We start from the raw sequence: 23,384 nt of genomic DNA on the forward strand, positions 1-23,384 counted from the left end.
TAATATTTTTTAAAACATTGATAAATAAAAGCTCAATAATGAGCGGATCGTGGTTAATGATCCCAGGCATACTGTGTTGAAAGCTAATCTTAACCTCTTTGTTGTAAATGTCAGGGAATAAAAAGAGGATGCTCTTGTGTAAAATTTCTAAAACATCAGTATCTTCAAATTTAGTCGGATATAAAATACCTTCTTCCAAGGCATCTGATGGTTTTTCAACAGTAAGGTTAAGCTCTTCAAGGCCTTGAGGAGTTAGGATGTCAGTGTTTAAACTGCCTTCAATATACCTAGATATGACATAATGAGAAGCGGTGAGAATTTTAATATCTTCTTGTTGTCTGAGAAAAACTTCTTTGAGGATTTTTTCTCGCTCTTTAATGGATTCTGCATATTGTATTTCGGTGCTTGTTTTATGCTTCAGCTTTGAGATTTTCGTAAGAAATACAAATTTGAACATTAAATGTGAAGAAATTATTAGTAAAAACAGCATAAGGAATGCTGCCCATAATGTTGTTCTTTGTTTAATATATATTTTATAGGCGTTTACTTCGTGAAGCTTAGCAAACAGGGCTAATGGAGTCTCAAGAATAACAACATAATGATCATAAATGTTTCCAAATATAGTAATTGAATTAGGCAAAGAGCCATATGTTTTGTCTAGCTTGTCGGGTTGTAAAAACGGATAAATATTTGAGCTTAATACGATATTGATGTGATCAAGCTTATACTCTGAATCTACCATTTCTTTTGCATCACAGGATAATATAAGAATACCATCTAATTGTTTAGAAGATGCATGCTTAATACGGCGCATGTAATACAGCATTCCATCCCACAGATAAAATTCTCCTCGAGGAGAGACCTTTGAAAGCTTCTGTAATAGTTCTCTGGGAAAATCTGTTAAATCTGATATCCCATATGGGCTGATAAAAAAGCGTTTATCTCTTTCATGAATGTAGTGTGAAGCAATAAATGGAAATATTCTTGAGTATTTGGAAATATTGAATAGTGGTGCACTAAGAACTTGCGCAATTTTATTTATAGAATGTGAATGGTTAATTCGTGTCTCTATAATGTTAGCTTCCTCTTTAATATTATTAATGCGAGTTTGAAGTAATTCTTGAAGCCCCTTGATGGCTCGTTCGTTAAGATGTTTTCTTGATTCTACAAAAGAAACATAGTCCCAAAACACACCTATTAAGCATATAATAGAGAAGAAAGCTGTTAAAGGAAGGAAGGATTTTATATAGACTTGTCTATATTTGTGAGATTCTGAAGTGTCCATTGTATCCAATTCCCAAATTTGTGAGCTCATTATTCTATACACTGAACTAAGGTCATTTTTACCTTAGCTTCTTTTAAGGGCCGTCTTATTCGGTGATGAACAATTACACCGAAGAGTAGGCTCTATAAAAGGTAGATAGTGAAAGAAACCCTAGGGTATGATTGATCTCTACCTTCTTTACTACTTTAAAGGATATTTTTAGGTATATTTAATAGGTTTTGTGGCCATTATTCAAGCCAGTAAGTATATATATCCAGTTTATTAGGATGCTAGGTCGTTGTCGTAAGAAGTAGGATTTTAATAAAGTCATGATTGATATATTAAATAATTTTCAGTCAATTATGACAACCTAATAAAAATATGTTATTTGCTGACAATTTGCTGACAATCAAGAAAGCCTTAGAATGGAAAATTAGTTAGAACCCTTGATTTTTCTGGTGGGCGCTGTAGGGATCGAACCTACGACCCGCTGATTAAGAGTCAGCTGCTCTACCAACTGAGCTAAGCGCCCGCACCTAAGAATGTTATCGTCTTAGCAAAGCATTGCGAAGCTGTCGATAATTTTTTTTAAATAAGACCTTCAATACGTCCGACTCTGATGTCGCGATGAATAGAAATCGACATTAAAAGGCCCAAAGCCATCATGAATGTTAACATGGAAGTTCCCCCGTAAGAGACCAAAGGAAGTGGTACACCAACAACGGGAACAAGCCCCATCACCATGGCAATATTAATAAATACATAAAGAAATAAGAGAGTTGCTAAACCAATCCCAAGGTATCGTCCATAGGCACTTCGACTTTTAAGGCTGACATAAAAAGCATAAGCAATCAGAATAATATAGAGAGAAATCAAAATGGTCCCTCCAAACACACCAAATTCCTCACAAAACATGGCAAAAATAAAATCAGTTTGTTTTTCGGGGAGGAAATCAAGGTGTGCTTGGCTGCCTGCTTGGAATCCTTTTCCCCAAAAGCCGCCAGAACCCAATGCAATATTAGATTGTAAGATATGATATCCTGTCCCTAAGGGATCACGTTCTGGGTTTAAGAAGGTGAGAATACGTTCTTGTTGATATTGATGAAGGTGTTGCCACAAGAAAGGGGTGGCTATCAAAACCATACTTCCAACAAGTATGAGTTTCCATACGCGAATACCTGCTGCAAAAATAATACTAAAGCCTGCTAGGATAAGAAGTGTCGCGGTGCCTAAATCAGGTTGCTTCATCACAAGGAGGGCTGGTAATGAGATGAAGAGAAAAGGCAAAATTAACATTTTTGTTTGGCCTGTATGTTCTAAAGGGCTATTATGAAAGTAACGAGCAAGCGCCATAAGGAGCGCGACTTTCATGAGTTCAGACGGTTGAAAGTGGAAAATATAGAGATCTATCCATCGTTGGCCGCCTTTGCCGATGTAACCTATAATTTCCACCGTGATCAACATCCCAAAAGAAATAAGATAGAGCACATACGATTGAGACAGCCAGAAACGTAAATCAATTAAAGCAAAAAAGATCAAGATGATGAGCCCTGCCGCAAACCGAAGCATCTGTCGATCAGTCCAAGGACTAAGACTTCCTTGAGCAGCCGAATAAAGGACGAAAAAACCAATGGTTGCAATAAGAATTGGAACAATCAGAATGTTCCAATTTATTTGTGTGAGCTTGTGAAGTAGTTTCTGGTATAGCATTTAAATTTAAGAGAGATCTGCGGGTTTTTTTCTGACTTTAAGACCCTTCCAGTGTTTTAAATGAGGGATGGATAAAAAGACCACAATTACAATTGTACTTAAAATTCCAATAATGAACATATCGAATGCAATCGTCATTCCGATCGCTGCGGTACACCACAGCGTTGCTGCAGTTGTTAATCCTCGAATAAATCCTTGATCTCGAAAAATAAGGCCAATTCCCATAAAGCTGACACCAGAGACGATTTGCGCTGCAATGCGTCCGGGATCTCCTGAGCCAACATAAAAAGAAGCTAAGCTAAAGATACAAGAGCCTAACGCAATGAATCCAAAAGTTCTAATACCAGCTTCATGCCCTTTATATTCTCGTTCAAATCCTATGAGAGCGCCTAAAAAGAAAGCGATAATAATTTTAATACATAAATGAAGTTCTAATTGCCAATCTATCTCCATTTATTTCTCCTTTATAAATGTTATTCTTCTGCAGGATAAGGTTGTGGATAGGTATACGTACTTCCTGTGGGGGCTACAGGAGGACCTTTTTTCCCGCAACCAGAAAGTAGGAGCGAAACATTTAAAAAGAGAAGAGGTAAAAAAAGACCTAAAGATATCTTTTTCATTGTGTTATGCTCCTTAAGGCAGTAATCAGAAAATAAACTTAGCTGAGCTTAGCACGGCTTCCTTTGGAGGAAAATCATGAAAACTTTAAAAATTCTCTATTTTTTATTCTCATATTTTATTATTAGTCAAGCAGCCTCTGCAAATTTAAATCGATATGAGGTCGTATCCCCCCAAGAATTACCTTCTTTTAGTTTTAGCAATCATGAAGGATATCCCATGGATTTAAGCCAATTCAAGGGGAAGATCGTTTTATTAAATATCTGGTCTTTAGGGTGTGGTCCTTGCATTTCTGAAATGCCGTCTTTAGATCGTTTAGCTGGAATGTTTCCGGATAAGGATTTTGCTGTTGTTGCTGTGAATATTGATCCGTTGAGATCTGAAGCTATTAAGTCATTTTATGATAAAAGCAAATTTCAATATTTAAATATCTATCTTGATCCTTATGGAAAAATAAAAGAAGCCTTACATTGGAGAGCCCTTCCTACGACGATTATTTTTGATCGAGATGGGAAAATGATTGGGCGTATGATTGGAGCTACAAGTTGGGATAGCGCAGATGCTGTTGAATTAATTGAATCTTTAATTGAAGGGAAAAAACCAAAAGTTTCGGTCTCTTTATTTCAACAGTTAGCAGATTTTTTTGGCAGTCTTTTTGGTGAAAAGACAGAAGAAAATCAAGATATTAAGAGTTCCAATTAAGTTAAATTATAGGTTTCGTTTTTAAAGAGAAAAGTAATGGCCGATTATCATACAAAAATGCTTATTATTGGATCCGGTCCCGCGGGCTATACAGCTGCGATCTATGCGGCACGTGGCAATTTGAGCCCCGTGCTCGTGACAGGAATGCAGCCTGGGGGGCAGTTAACAATTACCACCGATGTTGAAAATTATCCTGGATTTGCTGATGTGATTCAAGGGCCTTGGTTGATGGAACAAATGCGAGCTCAAGCTGAGCATGTGGGGACAAAGATTTTATTTGATACAATCAATGATATTGATACCTCTCAACGCCCATTTGTGTGTTTGGGAGAAAATGGAGATCGCTATATTGCGGAAACGATTGTTATTTCTACTGGGGCTCAAGCAAAGTGGCTCGGGTTATCCAGTGAAGAAAGCTTTCGCGGATATGGCGTTTCTGGGTGTGCGACATGTGATGCATTTTTCTTTAAAAATCAGGAAGTTGTTGTTGTTGGGGGAGGAAACACGGCCGTTGAAGATGCTTTATTTTTAACGCAACATGCAAGCAAGATTACTCTTGTGCATCGGCGTGATAGTTTGAGAGCTGAAAAAATTCTGCAAGATCGACTTTTAAATAATGAGAAGGTTCGCGTTATTTGGAATCATACAGTTGTCGAAATTTTAGGGGAAGCAACCCCAAAAACAGTCACAGGAATTCGTCTAAAAGATATTCATAGTGGAGCGATACAAGATCTCGAAGCTCAAGGCGTTTTCATTGCGATTGGTCATAAACCAGCAACTGAGATTTTCCGAAATAAGCTTGATCTAGATGAGCATGGCTACATCAAGTGTCGGCCAAATTCAACTTGGACGAGTGTTCCTGGAATTTTTGCGGCAGGAGATGTTCAAGATAGTATTTATCGTCAAGCTGTAACAGCAGCTGGACAAGGATGTATGGCAGCTCTTGATGCCCAACGTTTTCTATCAGAAGTATAAATAATAAACGAGATTTAAGAATGTTATCGAAAACCTACTCTCCCCAAGATATAGAAGAGAAACATTATAAAGCTTGGGAGTCTGCGAAAGCATTTCAAAGTGGCCAAAAAAAGAATTTACCCCCTTATGCCCTAATGATGCCACCCCCTAATGTGACTGGCAGCTTACATATGGGGCATGCATTAACCTATACGTTACAAGATATCCTTGTACGTTATCATCGCATGCGGGGGTTTGATGTCTTGTATCAACCTGGGATGGACCACGCGGGAATTGCAACGCAAACTGTGGTTGAACGCCTTCTTGAACAAGAAGGACTTGAACGACAACAGTTAGGGCGAGAAAAATTTCTTGAGCGAGCCTGGCAATGGAAAGAAAAATCAGGGGGAATGATCCTGAATCAACAGCGTAAGCTTGGGATTTCTCCTGACTGGGAAAGAAGCCGATTCACCTTTGATGAAGGTTTGAATCATGCAGTTCGAAAAGTTTTCGTTGATTTATATAATGAGAAATTAATTTATCGAGCGAAGCGTTTAGTCAATTGGGATCCTAAACTTTTAACGGCTGTTTCAGATTTAGAAGTCAAAAATACGGAAGTTAAAGGGCAGATTTGGCATATTCGTTATCCTCTGAAAGACGAAGAAAATAAGTTTATTGTGGTTGCAACGACACGTCCTGAGACACTTTTTGGAGATAGTGCCGTGGCTGTTCATCCTGAAGATGAACGTTATCATTCTTTAAGAGGAAAAAAGGTAATATTGCCTTTAGTCGGACGAGAAATTCCTATTATCTCAGATACTTATTGTGAACCAGAAAAAGGGACAGGGGCGGTAAAAATAACACCGGCTCATGATTTTAATGATTTTGCAGTCGGTCAACGGCATCAGCTTGACATCATTAATATTTTAGACATCGATGCTCATTTAAATGAAAATGTTCCTCAAGAATTTCAAAGGCTTGAACGATTTGTAGCGCGCAAAAAAGTACTTGAAGCGTTGGAAGAACAAGGACTGTTAGAAAAAGTCGAAGATGTACAACAGAGCATTCCTTATGGCGAAAGATCTGGGGTCATCCTTGAGCCTCGATTAACGGATCAATGGTTTGCCGATGCAGCTGTTTTAGCAAAACCTGCTTTAGAGGCTGTTCGCACTGGTCGTACAAAAATTGTGCCGGAGCAATGGGCTGCTACTTACTATAATTGGCTTGAGAATATTCAACCGTGGTGTATTTCTCGTCAATTATGGTGGGGTCATCGGATCCCGGCTTGGTATGGACCAGATGGCCAAGTTTTTGTGGCGATGGACGAAGAAGAAGCAAATCAACAAGCCCAGGCTCATTATGGAGATAATACTCAATTATCCCAAGATGAAGATGTTTTAGATACCTGGTTTTCTTCTGCTCTTTGGCCTTTTTCAACATTAGGGTGGCCTGAAAAGACCCCTGAACTTCATCAGTATTATCCAACAACAACTTTAGTGACGGGTCTTGATATCATCTTTTTCTGGGTTGCAAGAATGATGATGATGGGTCTCAAATTTATGGGTGATGTTCCTTTCCATACAGTTTATCTCCATGCTCTTGTGCGAGATGCAGAAGGGAAAAAGATGTCTAAATCTAAAGGAAATATTGTTGATCCTTTAGATTTGATGGAACACTATGGTGCTGATGCTTTACGATTTACAATGGCAGCACTTGCGGCACCAGGACGAGATATAAAATTCTCAACCGCAACGGTCGAAGGCTATCGTAATTTTGCGACAAAGTTATGGAATGCAGCCCGCTTTTGTGAAATGAATGATTGTCGCTATGATCCATCCTTTAATGTCCAAACGGTCAAAAGCACAATCAATCAATGGATTGTTAAAGAAGTTCATCTGCTCACAAAAAATTTGAAGGAAGCTTTAGACACTTATCGTTTTCATGAGGCTGCAAGTCTTCTTTATAAAACAATTTGGGGAAAATTTTGTGACTGGTATTTAGAATTTGCCAAACCTTTATTAGCTTCAGAGGATTTGTCTCTCAAGAATGAAACCCAAAAAGTATCCGCGTGGGTTTTAGTGCAATTTTGTCACCTTTTGCATCCCTTTATGCCTTTTATTAGTGAGGAGTTATGGCAACAACTGTCGGCAGAGAAACAAGGTCTTCTTATCACACAATCTTGGCCTCAATTTGAGGAAGAAGAAATAGATGCACAAAAAGAGATTTCTTGGGTTATTGAGGTGATAGAAGCTCTTCGTGGAATGAGAGCGACATTAAATATTTCAGCCTCTGAAAAACTTCACCTTTGGGCGCCTGACGTGTCAACTTTAACGGCAGAGCGTCTTAAAACGCACCAACGTCTTATCGAACGATTAGCGCGTCTTGAAGCAATTCATGTTGAGCCTCTTGCAATGTCAGCAGGAACGCTTCAACTCGTGGTTGGAGATGACATCTTGTACCTTCCTCTGGGTGACATTATTGATATTGATGCAGAAAAAAGGCGTTTAGCAACGAGTTTAAAAGAAGCAGAAAAAGAGCTGGCAGCTCTTCACGCTAAACTAAATAATCCTGAATTTGTGCAAAAGGCCCCTGAAGAAATTATTGAGAAAAACCAAGCGCGTTACACAGATTTAGAAGCGTCTCAACATAAAATTAATAAGGCCTTACAGCAATTAAAGGCATTTTAAGCTTAAGATTCTACAATCATAGACTTTTTTGAAGAATTCATATAATCTATTTAGAAATTTAGGAGTCTCGAAGTGTTCAAGTCCTTTTTAATTCAAAAGCTGAAGCTTAAGGAACGGCCTTGTACACAAGTTCTCACAACTAAAACTTGGCGATGGTGGGAGGTAAAGTCCTTTTTGCTTTCGTTAAGTTTAATTTTTACAGTTGGAGAATATCGATGTTACAAATTACCAAGTATTTAATTTTAGGGTTATTTTTTAATCAAGCAATTGCTAAATCACCGCAAATTGCCATTACACAAATTGTTGCGCATCCGTCTTTAGATCAAATTCGTCAAGGCGTTTTGGATGAGTTGGTAGACCAAGGACTCATCGAAAGTGATTTAAGTGATATCATTTATCAAAATGCTCAAGGAAATATAACAATAGCTGCTCAAATAGCACAAAGATTTGCAACTTTGAAACCAAAGATAATTGTTGCGATCGCAACACCTTCTGCTCAGACAATGCTGAAAGCTGTAAAAAATACGTTCCTGCCTGTTGTTTTTGGGGCTGTAACGGATCCCGTGGATGCCGGGCTTGTTTCTCGTCTACACAATCACCAAGGGTTTATAACGGGGACGATTGATTTACCTTCGCCGAAGGACCAGGTATTGCTTATTAAAAAAATGCTTCCAAAATTGCACACAATTGGCCTTATCTATAATCCCGCAGAAAAGAATTCTCAAAAACAAATTAATGCAATCAAAGAAGTTGCGGCTGATTTTGGTATAAAAGTAGAGGAAGCGGTTGTTTTTAAAACAGCAGATGTGGCTCAAGCAACTTTGTATCTTACAGATAAGGTTGAGGCAATTTTACTTCCGAATGATAACACAGCCATTTCAGCTTTAGAGACGATTATCAAAATTGCGACAAAAGGAAAAGTTCCTGTTTTTGCGAGCGATCCCGAATCTGTTAAGAATGGTGCTGTCGCTGCTGTTGCAAATGATCAATATCAGGTCGGACGAGAGACAGGTCTTATCGTGGCGAATATTCTGAAGGGGCAAGATATAAAGAACATAGATGTTCAAGTAATTGCGGCAAATAAGACTTATTTTAATGAGAAAATGATAAAAAAATTTGGTCTTACTCTACCGCTATCTAGTGAAAGAAAATAGAAGTTAACTATTTAAACCCTGGGATTATTAAAAGACAATCCCAGATAATTTTAAAAAATTCTGTTCGAATTCGCGTTCGAACGGGATGTACGTTTTTTTAGGTTGCTTATTATCATTGTCAAATCGAGGTAATTTGAATGAAACCGCTTGAGCGTACATAAGTTTTCTCATAATTTTCTCCCCCTCTTGCTTGTATTTTTCACTTAAATTTGTTATAAGCCAAAATAAATACCTTCTGTTTGACTTGAATTACATAAATACTTAATTATTTGAAATTTAAACATTTTTTCTGATATTAATGTAAATCAAGAATAATTATTAATATTCATGTTAGTTTAAATGAAAATAACTTCAAGGTGAATTTTAGGAAGTTTTTCTCCTTTAGAGGATTATTTTTGTGCAAATTTGGCAATTTTTATTGATTTTTGGATTGTTTTTACTTAAACAAAAAGAAATTCTTTAATTTTGAAGGCCTGATACATGAGTTATCTCTTGAAAAGTAAAAAGAATTCCTTGATTGTAGAAAACATTTTTTAAAATGGCGTCAAAAAAAATTAATAAGAATGGACTTCAAAACAATGCAACAACCTAATTCTTCTCTACGTGGTTTTTTCATGTGGTTCTGCGCAGCTGTTTTTTATGGATTTCAATTTATCTTACGTGTCTCTCCAAGTGTTATGGCCCAAGATCTTATGTCAACTTTGGTCATAGATGCTTGTACTTTAGGGACGATAGCCTCTTTCTTTTATTGGGGCTATACGTTCATGCAGATTCCTGCAGGTCTTTTACTTGATATCATAGGCCCGAAAAAGCCTTTAATCTTGGCTTGTATTCTATGTTTTTTAGGGGCTCTCTTATTCGCAGGAGGCCAGCATATCAGTTTGCTATCTCTCGGGCGTTTCTTGATAGGGGTGGGATCTGCTTTTGGTTTCTTAACCTGTATCAGGATCGCGTCAACATGGTTTTCAGCTGATAAACTTGCTATTTTTGTGGGATTTACGCTTGCGATTGGAACAGCTGGCGGGACAAGTGGTGGCTTACCTTTAGCTTTACTTGTTCAGGCAACTGATTGGCAAACAGCCATCTATATTTTAGCCGCAGTAAGTCTCATTTTAGCTGTTGTAATATGGATTGTTATTGTGGATGGTGTTCCTACGATTAATAATTTAGAGAAAAAGATCCCAACCAAGCCAATTTTTTCCTTAAAACAGATCACAAATTCGATAGTTGAGATTTTGCAAAATCCTCAAACATGGCTTTTGGGAGCTTATGGTTTTCTAATGTATATTCCTCTTTCAGGATTTGCAGATCTTTGGGGAGTTCCTTATTTAATGCAAGCCTTTAATGTTGAACGTGAGGTAGCAGCTGGAGCTCTTTCAACTTTCTATGTGGGAGTCGGAGTCGGAGGGCCTTTGTGGTCATGGATTTTAACTTTTCTTAAAAGTTATCGACGCTCAATGATGATGAGTGCTTTTATCTCATTTTTATTCTTAACTCTCGTAATCTATATTCCTCACTTACCTTTTAGTGCTGTTTATAGTTTATTCTTCATTGCTGGTGCTGCTGCTTCAGGTCAGTTTCTTGCTTTCGCAAGTGTTGCAGATATTAACGACCGCAATCGAGCGGCGACAGCTTCAGGTGTCCACAATATGTTATGTATGTTTAGTGGAATCTTAATGCAACCTGTCATCGGTGCAATTCTAGACCTGGTTTGGAATGGAGAACACATTGCAGGCAGTGCTCATTATAGCCTTGCGGATTATCACATCGCTCTTGCGATTGTTCCTTTAAGTTTAATCTTAGCGGCTTTATGTGTTCCTTTTATTCGCGAAACATACCCTGCTTCTATAAAGGAAGAACTTCTTCTTCAAGAAGGATAAAAAGACGACAGTAATTTGACTTTGTGGGTTTAAAATCTCAGAAGAGAGAAAATAATTTCTCTCCCTCGAGAGTTTTACGTCGTATAGAAGCGATAATTGCGATCAAGAAAATAAGCAAAATAATTCCCAAAGATCCCCAAATTGGAACCTTATAAGCCTGATGAAGAAACATTTTACAGCCAACAAAAATAAGCACAACCGATAACGCATGTTTTAAGTAATAAAAACGGGGTAATAGGTTGGCGATCAGGAAAAATAAAGAACGTAACCCAAGAATTGCAAAGATATTTGACGTGTATACAATAAAAGGATCTAAAGTGACAGCAAGGATTGCAGGAATAGAATCCACGGCAAAAACAAGATCACTTATTTCAATAGTAAGAAGAACAAGAAAGAGAGGTGTTGCTGTCAATCGACCTTGCTCTTTTATGAAAAAATGGTTTTCTACATAATCTTTAGTTATGGGAATAAAGCGCTTAATAAAATTTATGAATTTATTGTGGCTTGAAAAATTAAGTTGTTCTTGTTGTTTGGCCATTTGAATCCCAGAATAAACAAGGATGGCACCAAAAAGATAAAAAACCCAAGAAAACCTCTCAAGAAGCTCAAGTCCTGCAAAAATGAGAACAAGCCGCATGAGAATCGCCCCTAAGACGCCCCAAAATAAGACGCGATGATAAAGATGGGGAGATAAAGAAAAGTATTTGAAAATTAATACAAAAACAAAGATGTTATCTAAGCTAAGGGATTTTTCAATGAGGTATCCTGTAAAAAATTCTAAACCCGCTTGAGATCCTTTTAAGACAAAAATTCCTAAATTAAATAAAAGAGCCAATCCAATCCAGACACAACTCCAGATGATGGCTTCACGAGGGGAAATAATATGATCTTTGCGATTAAGAACACCAAGATCAATGATCAATAGAATTGTAATAAATCCCAAAAAACCAAACCAAGGAAGAAGAGAAACTGCCATAAACTCACTCATTATAAGCTGATATGCTAACTATTGAACCTTAAGAACCTTGATATTTCTTTAAGATTTTGAAGATAGTTTCAGCAGCAAATTTACTGGGTTGTTTATTTTTATTAGTTAAAAGCCCTCTTATGGTTGCAAGCTCTTGTCGTAGCGTATGATTGTTGTCTTTTTGCAAAATTTTATAAAGATGGTCAGAAATTAAATTGGGTCGGCAATTTTTTTGAATAAATTCCCCAATAAGAGGTTTATTGAGAAGGATATTAACCATACAAACATACGGAATACGCATGAGACGCTTTAGGATAAGTGCCGTTAACGGATTGACTTTATATGCAACAAGAAAGGGGGTTTGTGTTAGGCCAAGCTCTAGAGTAACGGTACCTGAGGCGGCGATCGCGGCATCACTTGCAATCATCGCCTGATATTTTTCGTGTTCATCTGTAATAAGAGAGAATTTTAAGTTAGTTTTTTCCATTTCTTGCCTAATGTAGGTTTCAAAATGGGGAAGGGTTGGAATAACTACGTGAAAGTTTTTTATTTTTTGCGTGAACTGCTGAAGTGCTTCAATAAAAATAGGAAGAAGGGAATAGACTTCTCGCGTTCGACTTCCTGGTAAGAGACAAATAAGCTTTTTATCTTTTTCTAAAGAGAATTTTTTTCTCATCATCGTCGATTTAGACGTGTCAAATTTTTCTTCGATGAGAGGGTGCCCTACAAAAGTTGTCGGAAGGCCAACTTTTTCAAAATAGGGGGGCTCAAAAGGGAAAAGCACTAAAAGATGATCTAGAAAGCGGGCGATTTGCTGTGCGCGCTTAGGACGCCAGGCCCACACAGAGGGGGCTGTATAGTGAACGAGAGGAAAACCATACTTTTTTAGACGTTTAGCTAAGCGAAAACTAAATCCCTTCGCATCAATTGTAATCACGATATCTGGTTTTTTTAAAAGGATGTCTTGTTCTGTGTCATTTAAGCGCTTTAAAATACGAGGAATATGAGGCAAAACCTCGAGAATTCCCATGATCGAGAGTTCTTGAAGAGGGAAAAGAGAGTGAAGGCCTTGTTGCGCCATAAGAGCTCCCCCAATTCCGGAAATAATGCAATGAGGGGATTTTTCTTTTAAGGCTTTTATTAAGCGGCTTCCAAGGATATCACCTGAAGCTTCACCCGCAACAAGATAAATGTGAGGGGCTTTCATCCTTTTTTATTGACTCCCACAATAAAGAGCTGATGTTCATCCGCAAATTGAATCATCTCTTCCTTATTTAACATAATAACACCAAAGGCTTCTATAGCAAGTCCTCTAAAGCCGGCTTCTTGAAGTTGCTTGAGCGTATCAATGCCGACAGTGGGGCGATCAACACGAATTTCTTGTTGCGGTTTTGTCATTTTAACAAGGACTCCCCCAGAACCTGGCCGTTTAAGAGAAGCACATCTTTTAAGAAGAGCTTCAGTTCCTTCAATAGCTTCGACACCGAGGATGAGGCTTTGTTGAATAATAACGGCTTGTCCAATATCACAGCTGCCCAAAATAGTTGCAACTTTAAAGCCTAACGCAATATCTTGGTGATCTTCAGATGTCGGATGATGCTTTCCGAGAACGCCTTGAGGAGCTAAAAGAGAATTCCCCAGAATGTTTTCAGCGCTAATAACAGTAAATCCATGGCTTTCAAGCATCTCAATGATGGCCCGCAATAAAGAATCATCTCCAAAAATTTTATAAAGATGTTTTGCAAGCCAAGCGGCTGTAAAGGCGTCAGGTTTTAGCTCACTCCAGGAAGGGCGCTTGATAGGGCCTACCATGATGATTTCTTGAACATTGCCTTGTTTTAAGTAATCAATAGCTTTCTTTGTTTGCCCCAATTTACACCACATATGGGGGTGATTTTCCACTAAATGAGGATCCGTTTGATTTTCAAAGGCAACAATATAGAACGGGCGATTTTGATAAACACACACATCGATAATTTGTTGGGGCAGCTGACCGCCTCCCGCAATAATACCTAATGTTGGAAAATTAGTTAGAGACATCAGTTTTAGGAATGCAAATAGGGCGTTTAGCTTCTTCGGCAAGGATAAACTTTATGATGTCTTGCACAGCTTGCTCATGTATATATTTTTGAGAAGCTTTTTCAGCACGATCCTTGAGAGGTAAAGAGCTTTCTTCAAAAATATCTTTATAGGCGCTTCTTAAAGATTCAATAGCTTCCCGTGTAAAGTTACGACGTTTTAAGCCGACAAGATTAATGCCATAAAGATTAGCGCGATCGCCTTTGACAGAGCCATAAGGAATTACATCGTTTTCAACGGCACTCATGCCCCCAATGATTGCCTGTTTTCCAATGCGGACGAATTGATGTATGGCAGAAAGGCCACCGATAATAGCAAAATCGGCAACCTGAACGTGGCCTGCAAGTGTTGCGCAATTTGCCATAATAATATTATTTCCAAGTATACAATCGTGAGCAACATGAGAACTCGCCATAAAAAGGCAGTGATCACCGACGGTTGTGACTAATCCTCCTCCTTCTGTTCCTCCTTGCATTGTCACATATTCCCGAATCACATTATGCTTTCCAATTTTAAGGAAAGAAGATTCACCTTTATGTTTTAAATCTTGAGGAAGATGGCCAATGGAAGCAAAAGGATAGATAGTTGTTTTTTCACCAATTGTTGTGTGGCCAGCAATCACTACATGAGAAATGAGTTGGACCCCATCTTCAAGAGTTACATTGCCAGAAAGGACACAATAAGGGCCAATCTTCACACCTTTACCTAACTTAACGGTAGGTTCGATCACAGCTGTTGGATGAATTTGTGTTTCGACGAGGTTTGAGGTTAAAGTTGCAGTCATTAACGTTCCCCTACCATTGCGGTGCAAATAGCTTCAGCATGAATTTTTCCATCGACTAAAGCTTCGCCTTTAAATTTCCAGATATTGCGTCGATTCTGAATTTTTTGGACACAAAGTTGAAGTTGTTGCCCGGGAATAACAGGTTGACGAAAACGGGCTTCATCAATTGCCAAAAAATAGACAAGCCTTTCTGCTGAAGGATCTAGGCCTTGGGCGACAACAATCCCTGCTGTTTGGGCTAAGGCTTCGACAATAAGCACACCTGGCATCACGGGATGTCCTGGAAAATGGCCTTGAAAGAAAGGTTCATTAAACGTGACATTTTTTATTCCGATACCACTTTCAAAGGGGATAACATTTTCAGCTCTATCAACGAGAAGCATGGGATAACGATGAGGAATCAGTTTTAAAATTTGCTGATGATCAAGGTTATAGGAACAAGCTTTTTCAACTGTATCAGTCATTACTTTTCTTTCTTTTTTTGATAATCTTTCGTTATTTTTGAAAGCATTATGGATTGTCTTAAATAATCTTGAAGAGGGACTGCAGGGGTTCCTCCAACTGTGTCGCCATCTTTGATATCTTTTGTAACGCCGCCTTGAGCCGCAATTTTTACGCGATTGCCAATTTTTAAGTGACCTGAAATCCCAGCTTGTCCCGCAGCAATCACATAATTTCCGAGTGTCGTACTTCCTGCGATCCCAACTTGTGCCACAAGGACGCAACCTTTGCCTATAACGACGTTATGACCAATCATCACGAGGTTATCGAGCCGTGAGCCTTGTCCAATAATTGTATCTCTTAAGGAACCACGATCGATCGTTGTATTTGCTCCAATTTCTACATAGTCTTCAATAATGACTCTGCCTAATTGAGGGACAGGAATATGGCCTAGTTCATCCATCACAAAGCCGAATCCCGCTTGTCCAAGTCGGGCACCAGGAAAGATGGTAACATGGTTTCCAATAAGGGCATGAGAAATAGTTACACTGGCTGCAATTGTACATCCTTCACCAATGATTACGCCAGCTCCAATCACAGAATTTGCCCCGATACGTGTATTTTTTCCTATTTTAGCATGCTCTTTTATAATAACGCCGTATTCTATCGTGACGTTCTCGCCAATCTCGACCGAAGGGTGGATAGGGTGGGGCATCTGGACAAAATAACCTTCTGGTTCGGGATAAAATGTTGAGGCTGCAAGGGCATAAGCACGGTGGGGTTTGGGTGTCACCAATAAAGCCATAGAAGAAGGGGCAAAAGGAATCATATCAGGGGAAATAAAACATGCCCCTGCTTTGCTTTTTGTAAAAATCTCTTTGTATTTTAGATTATGAAGCATCGTCAAATCTGAGGATGTTGCTTCTTCTAAAGAGGCAAGGCCTGTAATAAGACTTTCTTCATGAAGCTTTTTTTCACGTGGAAGAATAAGCTCTGCATCAGAAAGGGTAGAAATTCTTTTGAGGCTTAAGGGCCCGTGAGAATGATAAAAACGAGAATCAATCATCTTTCAATATAAGTTCTATTCAAATTATAAGTACAGAAGGCTTGTAAACCTTCTGTACTTCAAGGGATGGTCGTTGTTAAGCCGTTGGGACCTTAAAATCGACTTTAGGGAGCTTTTCGTCGAGTTGTTTAAGAATTACATCGGTAATTTCATGGCGATCTTCTCTGAAGATAACAACAGAGCGAGGAAGAACAAGAGTGTATTTGTTCTTTTCTGAAGCTTCCACTACAAGCTTAAGAATAACTTTTTGAATATCTTCACGTGCATCACTGAAAGCCTTCTCAAGCTGTTCACGACGTTTGCCCACTTTTTCATGGACTTGTGCAACTTGACGTTCAAACTCTTCACGTTTTTTATTAAATTCATCAGAAGAGAGTTTCTTTTGCTCTTCAATTAACTTTTTTTCAAGTTCACGTAATTTCTCTTCATGTTTAGAAACTTCTTCTTGAAACTTGGTCCGTTGTTTTTCTAATTCAGTAATAAGTTGCTTTGCTGATTTTGAAGCTTGCATAAGCTTATCGACGTCTACAATCGCGACTTTTAAGGAATCTTCAGCTGCTTTAAGAGGAGACGCTAAAATTCCGAGACCGAGGCAGCTTGCCAAAAATAATTTTGAAGTTGATAATTTCATGTTTTTTCCTTTCTATAAACGTGTTGAAAACCCAAACAGAACAACTTGTTTTTCATCTAGCTTATTTTTTGAAATTGTTTTTGCAATATCAATACGTAAGGGCCCAATAGGAGATTTCCAGCGTACGCCGAAACCCACAGAAGCACGGGGTTTTCTACTATCAAAAACTTCTGGCCCTTTTTCTTTTGAGTGCCAGACACTTCCGACATCTGTAAATGTGGCGCCTTTTACGCCAAATTCATTTGGAAGGCCGATAGGGAATGAGAGCTCCACGGATCCCGAATAAAATTGATGACCTCCGAGGGCATCTTTATCCTTTGAGATTTTATCACGAGGCGAAACACCCCCAGGAGAGAAGCCTCGCAAGGTATCGCCTCCTAAAATATAACGGTCTGCAATACGTGTTTTCTTCCCTAATCCAACCATAATGCCATAGCGAGCACTCGTTTCTAAAACCCATTCATCTGAAAATGAATAAAAATGGCTGCCGCTTATTTGATTTTTTAAATATTTAAGAGTTCCGCCAAGCCCTGCAAACTCATTGCTGAGGCTTATGGAATACCCTGTTGTGGGATCAATTTTGCTGTCTCTTCGATCATAGGTTAACGTATGAGTTATAGATGACAGGGTTGAATTACGAGGTTGAGCCTGTATGAATCTAGAGGCATTTTTTCTTAAGTGGTCAACTTTATCTGATTGGATTGTATAAGTCCAAAGTTGGCTTAAGTTTTCAGATAACATGTAGCCCATAAGCAAGGACAACCCATGAATTTGTTGATCGTAAGAAGCATCTTGATAACGAGTACGCGTCATGCGGTAAACATCAAATCCAGCCATGAGCTCTCGACCTAAAAAGTAAGGTTCCGTAAGACCAAAACTATATTCTTGGCGACGTTTGGAATACGTGACTCCTACACGAAGATCTTGGCCTTTTCCTCTAAAATTATGTTCAGCAAAGCGAATATCTGCTAAAGGTCCATCGGCTGTTGAAAATCCTCCTCCAAAACTAAGCTCACCAGTGCGATCTTCTTCAATTTCGATTTTAATATCGGCCTTATCAGGATTATCGGAAGGTTGTTTGGTTACCGTTACTTTCTTGAAAAAACCTAAGTCTTTAATGCGCTTTTCGGAATGCTTCATCTTGTTTGAATTAAAGGCATCTCCTTCATCAAGTTCAAGTTCTCGACGGATAACGTCATCATCTGTGCGATCATTTCCAATAATATCAATGGAATTGATATAAACCTTGGGGCCTTCTTGAATAATAAAATTAATATCCAGAAGGTGTTTATGAATGTTTTTTTGAAGTTGTGGTTGAATGTCGACGAAAGCGTATCCAAGGCTACCAAGCTCATCTACAAGAAGATTAAGGGTTTTTTCAACATCTTTATTACTGTACCAATCGCCGGAAGCAAAAGGTATTTTTTTCGCTAAAGTTGTCGTATCAAGCCCTTTAAAATCAGAGCTAATCTTTATATCCCCAATTTGGTAGCGCTCTCCTTCTTCAAGGGTAAAAGTGATAAAAAATTCTTCACGGTCGGGTGTTAATTCTGCAACGGCGGACTTAATTTGAAAGTCTGCATACCCATGTTCAAGGTAAAATTTACGAAGTAATTCTTTATCATATGCAAGACGATCAGAGTCAAAAGTATCATCTGCGGTAAAAAAGCGATACCAACGTGTTTCTTTTGTTTGAATAGCACTTTCAAGTTTGCTTTCACTAAATTTCTTATTTCCAATAAAAAAGATCTTGCGCACAACGGTAGCAAGGCCTTCTTTTACGTCAAACACGACATCAACTCGATTTTGTTCACGCTTGATGATTTGTGGCGTCACCACCGCCGCAAAATGTCCTTTTAAACGATATAAATCTTGGATTCGTTGTGTATCATTTCGGAGGCGTGTAAGAGTATAAACTTGGCGGGGGCGAAGTTGTAATTCACCTTTAAGGATCTCATCAGAAAGTTTGTCGTTTCCTTCAATAACAACCTGATTTACAATGGGATTTTCTTTAACATGAATGATTAAAGAAGATCCTTTGCTCTCGAGGCGCGCATCCGCAAAAAGGCCCGACGCGAATAAGTTTTTAAGGGCTTGATCGATTTCTTCTTGGCTATGCATTTTGCCGGGGATTAGATCAATCTGTGCCAAGATAGTTTCTTTTTCAATACGTTGATTTCCCTGAATCTGAATGTTTTGAATAAGAGTTGAAGCAAAGGAAATTTTTCCTTCACTCATCATTAAAAAAACGAAGACAAAAAAGAAACGAATACGACTATTCACAATCACAAAACCCCTCATACAACTCTTAAGTGTTTATCCAAATATATTCTTTAAAAATTCCAATGCCTTTAAGCGAGAAAGATCATTCCAAGTTGAAAATAAAACAAGGAAAATAACAAAAGTAAACCCAATTCGATAGGCAATTTCTTGGGCTTTCTCACTGACGGGCTTTCCTCGAATCGCTTCAATAAAATAAAAAAGAAGGTGTCCCCCGTCAAACATCGGGATGGGAAGAAGATTTAAAAAGCCCAAATTAAGGGACAAAAAGATACAAAACCATAAAACATCGGTAAATTCTTTTTGCATAATTTCACCGGTCATGGTGGCAATCCCAATGGGTCCGCTTAACCCTTCGGTTGATTTTTTACCCGTCAGGATATGACCTACTGAAATAAGGGCTTGCCACGTAAAACTAAGACAATCCCCTAAAGCATAAAACGGGGCAGAATAGAAAGGATGTTTTACATCAATTGTGCCATGAGTGACGCCAAGGCGTCCCACGGATAGGCTTTCTTCTTTGGCTTCTTGCGGGATGACTTTAAGAGTTAAAGGTTGATTTTCTCGACTCACGATAAAGGTTAATTCTTTCCCAGGATTCTCGCGAACAAGTAAATACATGTCATTAAAAGAGGCAATGGGATGCTCATTAATCTGCTGAACTACATCGTCACTTTTAAGGCCCGCTAGAGCGGCAGCACTTTCGGGCATAACTTGGCCAATTTTCGCTATTTCTGTCGGGATTCTTTGTCCCACAAAAATATATAATCCTGTCATCAAAATAAGAGAAAAGAGATAGTTTGCGAGCGGTCCTGCGGCAGAAACACTAATTCTTTGCCAAACAGATTTATGAAAGAGAGATTGTTGCTTTTCTTCTTCAGTCATCTGGGCAATATGGTTTTGATCAGGTTGACTTGCGGCATTAAGGTCCGAAAACATGCGGACATATCCCCCTAAAGGAAGCCAACTAATTTTCCAGCGGGTACCTTTTGCATCATTCCATCCAAAAATCTCACGGCCAAATCCGATAGAGAAAACTTCGACTTTTACGCCATTTTTACGGGCCGCCCAAAAATGTCCAAGCTCATGAACAAAGACAAGAAGCGACAAAATAACTAAAAATGGAATGACCACCTGGACGATCGTTTGAAGGATATGCATACAAAACACCTTATCATAAATTATCGCGAGTTTAGAAAGGCTCACGCAAGAAGGCAAGAGAGATATTTAAAAAAATGAACTTTACGGGCTAAAAGAGTAATAAAAAATTAAAGAAATTCCTTTTTAATAAGCATTATGACATGCCATGAAAAGGAATCTTACGAAATGTTAAAAGGAAAGGTTGCCGTTATTACGGGGTCAACAAGTGGAATTGGCCTTAGTATTGCGACGAAGTTTGCGGAAGCAGGGGCCTCAATCATGCTGAATGGGTTTGGAGAACCTGAGATGATTACAAAGCTCTGCGCTACTTTAGAGAAAACCTACAACGTCCAGGTTGGATATATGGGGGTGGATTTATCAAAACCCTCAGGTCCTCAAGAATTAATTTCCGAAACTCAGAAAATTTTTGGTCGCCTTGATATTTTAGTCAATAATGCCGGTATTCAACATGTGGCAGCTGTGGAAGATTTTCCTACTGAGAAATGGGAAAAGATCCTCTCCCTTAATCTTTCAGCATCATTTTATGGTATTCAGGCGGCTCTTCCTTTGATGAAAGCCCAAAAATGGGGTCGTCTCATCAATATTGCTTCTGCCCACGGGCTTGTTGCTTCTGCTTTTAAGTCAGCGTATGTGGCGGCTAAGCATGGTTTAGTGGGGCTTACAAAAACTGTAGCCCTTGAAACTGCCCAAGAGAACATCACCTGTAATGCCATATGTCCTGGATGGGTCTTAACGCCTCTAGTGGAGCATCAAATTCAAGAACGCGTTCAAAAAGAAGGAATTTCTTATGAGCAAGCCAACCTCAATCTTTTAAGCGAGAAGCAACCTTCTCAACGTTTTGTCTCACCCGAAGAAATCGGTGATCTGGCGGTCTTTTTATGCGGCCCTGGCGGAAATTCCATCACAGGGTCAGCCCTAAGTATCGATGGTGGCTGGACAGCTCAATAGGGTCCTTCGTATCGATTTTTCAAAAACCCCCCTTCTTAAGAAAGGGGGTAATATAAAAATCATTTTTAAAATGAATCAATTCCAGACGAATCGAAGTCTTTAAAAATGTTTCGATAGGGTTGAAGTTCTGTCGATAAATTTGATTTTAAATATTGGTCATGTTTTACATCTACCATCATTAGATGGCCTAATTTCAATAAAGGTAGAAGAGAGGTTACATCAAAATTATAAGAATTGATGGTTAAATGGGTTAGATGAGAGAGATTTACAATTTCTTCAGGAAGAGATTTTAGGAAGCGACCACCGACGTTGAGTTCTTTTAGTTGAGATAGTAATAGAATTTTCTCAGGAAACTTATCATTTTCAAAGTTATTATAACTTAAATTTAAAGCTGTAAGCATCGGGAATTCAAAAAGAATTTCAAGACATGTTGATAAGTTACACTGTTCTAAGTTTAATCTCATGAGGCGCGTTGATGTAATAGGTCCTTGAGGTGATGCATTTCCAGAGAGAGAATTATGAGATAAATCTAAATCAGTAAGGTCCGGAAGCTGAAAGAAATTTTGATACCCTGTTAAACCATTATTTCGGAGAATTAAGGTTCTTAAATTTGTTAAGAGAGAGATTTGATCGAGAGAAGTAAGGTCTTGCCCTATGTTATTATCGTCTAATCTTAAATCAGTAAGGTACTGTAGTCTAGAGAGGTTAGGCAAATGCAATAAATTGCAGCGAGTTGCAGTTAAACTACGTAAACTTGTTAATGACGAAATAACAGGAGGCAGAGTCTCATCACTAAATTGAGTGTCAGAGATATCTAAGGAAGTAAGATTTATAGAGTGAGATAAATTTTTTGGTAAAGTTATCAAATCGCAGGACCTTAGGTTTAATCTCATGAGGTATGGTGAAGTGGTAATTCCTTCGGAGGCAGCATTTTCGGAAAGAGAATTATGAGATAAATCTAAATCGGTAAGGTTCTGTAATCTCGAGAGAGTATCAGGTAAATATCTTAAGTGGCAGTGAGCTGCAGCTAAGCTATGCAAGTCTGGTAATGAAAGGAGAACAGAAGGAAGCCTTTCATCATTAAATGGGTTATTAGTCACATCGAGATGTTTAAGTTTTCTAAATTGAGAAAATTCTTTAGGTAAAATTGAGAGAGAGTTAGAACTTATATCCAAACTTACTAATTGTGTTAATGGAAAAATACAGTCGGGTAAGCTATCGTTTTGAAAACGATTATCAGCCATTTTTAGGTGAGTAAGGTTTGTAAGTTGAGAAAAGTTCTCAGGCAAGATTGTTGATTCCCAGCGGTTCGATCCGCTTAATTGTAGCTTTTTTAAACCACTTAATAGAGGTATCGCCTCAGCAAAAACTTCAGAGGAAATTTGATAACACGGTATGTTTAATTCGGTCAAAAAAGGGAATCTGGAAGCCATAATATTAAAAAAATTAACGGGTAACGGTTTGAATATATTTTTCCTAGGATAAAATTTTGATGCTCGAGGAGGCGCATTATATTCTAAGGCAAAGATTTGAATCACTTGTGCCAAGCGTTGTTGGGTTCTCTTATCGCCTGTTCCCCATAAGCGAGAAAGATCAGCTGCAGGCAGAAAATCAAGAATAGGGATTAGTGTATCATTAGCGATTGTTTTTAAAGAAGATGAGGGTGTGATTGTTGAAGATGATGCTTGAGGTTCTTGCGTGGTTTCAGAGGGAGGAGCCATAAAAGACGGGCGAGTTAAGGATATTCGTCCTTCGTCACTGAGGCTAGAACTCCAACTTGGAGAAAGTGCACAAGCATTGATCAGGGCTGAGGTAAGTAAAGAGCGTAGTTTCATTTCATCATCCGTTGTAAAAAATTCCTAACAAAATAGATATAAGTATTGTTTCTCCATTATCAATAATATTTGTGAGAGGAACGAGTGCTTTTTAGAGAAAGAAGATATGCGTTTTTGGCATGTGAGGGGGGGTGATTTTTGAAATTCGTGACAGAAATTTGTTGATATTTTTGGTGAAATTTGTTACTATAATTGTATAGGGTTGAAGAGTTGACGAACTCTT

Annotated in this window: 21 protein-coding genes and 1 tRNA gene; 6 read left to right on the plus strand and 16 right to left on the minus strand. The window is 38.4% G+C overall.

The features are described 5' to 3' along the window. The 5 genes from J0H12_06495 to J0H12_06515 form a co-directional block, all read right to left on the minus strand. The coding region (locus J0H12_06495; GenBank protein MBN9413552.1) for a hypothetical protein at window positions 1–1,285 on the minus strand (1,285 nt) is incomplete at its 3' end. A gap of 435 nt (window positions 1,286–1,720) precedes the next feature. Next, a tRNA-Lys gene (locus J0H12_06500) sits at window positions 1,721–1,796 on the minus strand. Window positions 1,797–1,852: 56 nt separating this feature from the next. Beyond that, window positions 1,853–2,974, minus strand: coding sequence for a rod shape-determining protein RodA (rodA, locus tag J0H12_06505; protein ID MBN9413553.1), 1,122 nt, complete (start codon window positions 2,972–2,974; stop codon window positions 1,853–1,855). Between the two features lie 6 nt (window positions 2,975–2,980). Further along, window positions 2,981–3,427, minus strand: coding sequence for an MgtC/SapB family protein (locus tag J0H12_06510; GenBank protein ID MBN9413554.1), 447 nt, complete (start codon window positions 3,425–3,427; stop codon window positions 2,981–2,983). Between the two features lie 20 nt (window positions 3,428–3,447). Beyond that, window positions 3,448–3,594 carry a hypothetical protein gene (locus tag J0H12_06515; protein ID MBN9413555.1) on the minus strand — a complete coding sequence of 49 codons (147 nt, stop codon included), beginning with the start codon at window positions 3,592–3,594 and terminating at the stop codon, window positions 3,448–3,450. A gap of 76 nt (window positions 3,595–3,670) precedes the next feature. Between J0H12_06515 and J0H12_06520 the strand changes: the two genes are divergently transcribed. The 4 genes from J0H12_06520 (at window position 3,671) to J0H12_06535 (ending at window position 9,089) form a co-directional block, all read left to right on the plus strand. After that, window positions 3,671–4,294 (plus strand): TlpA family protein disulfide reductase, encoded by a 624-nt coding sequence (locus J0H12_06520; protein MBN9413556.1) that lies wholly within the window; start codon window positions 3,671–3,673, stop codon window positions 4,292–4,294. A 36-nt stretch (window positions 4,295–4,330) separates the two neighbouring features. Continuing rightward, window positions 4,331–5,269: a thioredoxin-disulfide reductase gene (trxB, locus tag J0H12_06525; GenBank protein MBN9413557.1), complete on the plus strand. Its 939-nt coding sequence runs from the start codon at window positions 4,331–4,333 to the stop codon at window positions 5,267–5,269. 20 nt (window positions 5,270–5,289) lie between these two features. Then, window positions 5,290–7,935, plus strand: coding sequence for a valine--tRNA ligase (locus J0H12_06530; protein ID MBN9413558.1), 2,646 nt, complete (start codon window positions 5,290–5,292; stop codon window positions 7,933–7,935). 215 nt (window positions 7,936–8,150) lie between these two features. Then, window positions 8,151–9,089: an ABC transporter substrate-binding protein gene (locus tag J0H12_06535; protein ID MBN9413559.1), complete on the plus strand. Its 939-nt coding sequence runs from the start codon at window positions 8,151–8,153 to the stop codon at window positions 9,087–9,089. Between the two features lie 27 nt (window positions 9,090–9,116). On the opposite strand, the gene J0H12_06540 is transcribed toward J0H12_06535, so the two are convergent. After that, window positions 9,117–9,260 (minus strand): hypothetical protein, encoded by a 144-nt coding sequence (locus J0H12_06540; protein ID MBN9413560.1) that lies wholly within the window; start codon window positions 9,258–9,260, stop codon window positions 9,117–9,119. Window positions 9,261–9,667: 407 nt separating this feature from the next. Here J0H12_06540 and J0H12_06545 point away from each other — a divergent pair, with 407 nt between their 5' ends. Continuing rightward, complete coding sequence (locus J0H12_06545; protein ID MBN9413561.1) at window positions 9,668–10,969, plus strand: MFS transporter; 1,302 nt, start codon at window positions 9,668–9,670, stop codon at window positions 10,967–10,969. Between the two features lie 37 nt (window positions 10,970–11,006). On the opposite strand, the gene J0H12_06550 is transcribed toward J0H12_06545, so the two are convergent. The 9 genes from J0H12_06550 to rseP form a co-directional block, all read right to left on the minus strand. Then, entirely contained in the window at window positions 11,007–11,945 is a 939-nt protein-coding gene (locus tag J0H12_06550; GenBank protein MBN9413562.1) for a TerC family protein, read from the minus strand. Between the two features lie 40 nt (window positions 11,946–11,985). Continuing rightward, window positions 11,986–13,143, minus strand: coding sequence for a lipid-A-disaccharide synthase (gene lpxB, locus J0H12_06555; GenBank protein ID MBN9413563.1), 1,158 nt, complete (start codon window positions 13,141–13,143; stop codon window positions 11,986–11,988). Then, the gene (lpxI, locus tag J0H12_06560) at window positions 13,140–13,976 is read right to left on the minus strand and encodes a UDP-2,3-diacylglucosamine diphosphatase LpxI (protein MBN9413564.1); all 837 of its coding nucleotides are present in this window, start codon (window positions 13,974–13,976) and stop codon (window positions 13,140–13,142) included. Before lpxI ends, lpxB begins: the two co-directional genes overlap by 4 nt. Then, on the minus strand, window positions 13,963–14,799 hold the full coding sequence (gene lpxA, locus J0H12_06565; GenBank protein MBN9413565.1) for an acyl-ACP--UDP-N-acetylglucosamine O-acyltransferase: 837 nt from the start codon (window positions 14,797–14,799) through the stop codon (window positions 13,963–13,965). The genes lpxI and lpxA overlap by 14 nt, the downstream gene beginning before the upstream one ends. Then, complete coding sequence (gene fabZ, locus J0H12_06570; protein MBN9413566.1) at window positions 14,799–15,263, minus strand: 3-hydroxyacyl-ACP dehydratase FabZ; 465 nt, start codon at window positions 15,261–15,263, stop codon at window positions 14,799–14,801. Before fabZ ends, lpxA begins: the two co-directional genes overlap by 1 nt. Next, on the minus strand, window positions 15,263–16,306 hold the full coding sequence (gene lpxD / locus J0H12_06575; protein MBN9413567.1) for a UDP-3-O-(3-hydroxymyristoyl)glucosamine N-acyltransferase: 1,044 nt from the start codon (window positions 16,304–16,306) through the stop codon (window positions 15,263–15,265). The genes fabZ and lpxD overlap by 1 nt, the downstream gene beginning before the upstream one ends. A 76-nt stretch (window positions 16,307–16,382) precedes the next feature. Continuing rightward, window positions 16,383–16,937: an OmpH family outer membrane protein gene (locus J0H12_06580; GenBank protein ID MBN9413568.1), complete on the minus strand. Its 555-nt coding sequence runs from the start codon at window positions 16,935–16,937 to the stop codon at window positions 16,383–16,385. A 12-nt stretch (window positions 16,938–16,949) separates the two neighbouring features. Next, entirely contained in the window at window positions 16,950–19,226 is a 2,277-nt protein-coding gene (gene bamA / locus J0H12_06585; protein ID MBN9413569.1) for an outer membrane protein assembly factor BamA, read from the minus strand. Between the two features lie 27 nt (window positions 19,227–19,253). Next, the gene (gene rseP, locus J0H12_06590) at window positions 19,254–20,378 is read right to left on the minus strand and encodes an RIP metalloprotease RseP (GenBank protein ID MBN9413570.1); all 1,125 of its coding nucleotides are present in this window, start codon (window positions 20,376–20,378) and stop codon (window positions 19,254–19,256) included. A gap of 165 nt (window positions 20,379–20,543) precedes the next feature. Between rseP and J0H12_06595 the strand changes: the two genes are divergently transcribed. Then, the gene (locus tag J0H12_06595; GenBank protein MBN9413571.1) at window positions 20,544–21,326 is read left to right on the plus strand and encodes a 3-hydroxybutyrate dehydrogenase; all 783 of its coding nucleotides are present in this window, start codon (window positions 20,544–20,546) and stop codon (window positions 21,324–21,326) included. Window positions 21,327–21,391: 65 nt separating this feature from the next. Here the strand turns inward: J0H12_06595 and J0H12_06600 are convergent, their stop codons facing one another. Continuing rightward, the gene (locus J0H12_06600; protein MBN9413572.1) at window positions 21,392–23,161 is read right to left on the minus strand and encodes a leucine-rich repeat domain-containing protein; all 1,770 of its coding nucleotides are present in this window, start codon (window positions 23,159–23,161) and stop codon (window positions 21,392–21,394) included. Between the last annotated feature and the right edge of the window lie 223 nt (window positions 23,162–23,384).

The organism is Candidatus Paracaedimonas acanthamoebae (genome assembly GCA_017307065.1).
Classification (GTDB): domain Bacteria; phylum Pseudomonadota; class Alphaproteobacteria; order Caedimonadales; family Caedimonadaceae; genus Paracaedimonas; species Paracaedimonas acanthamoebae_A.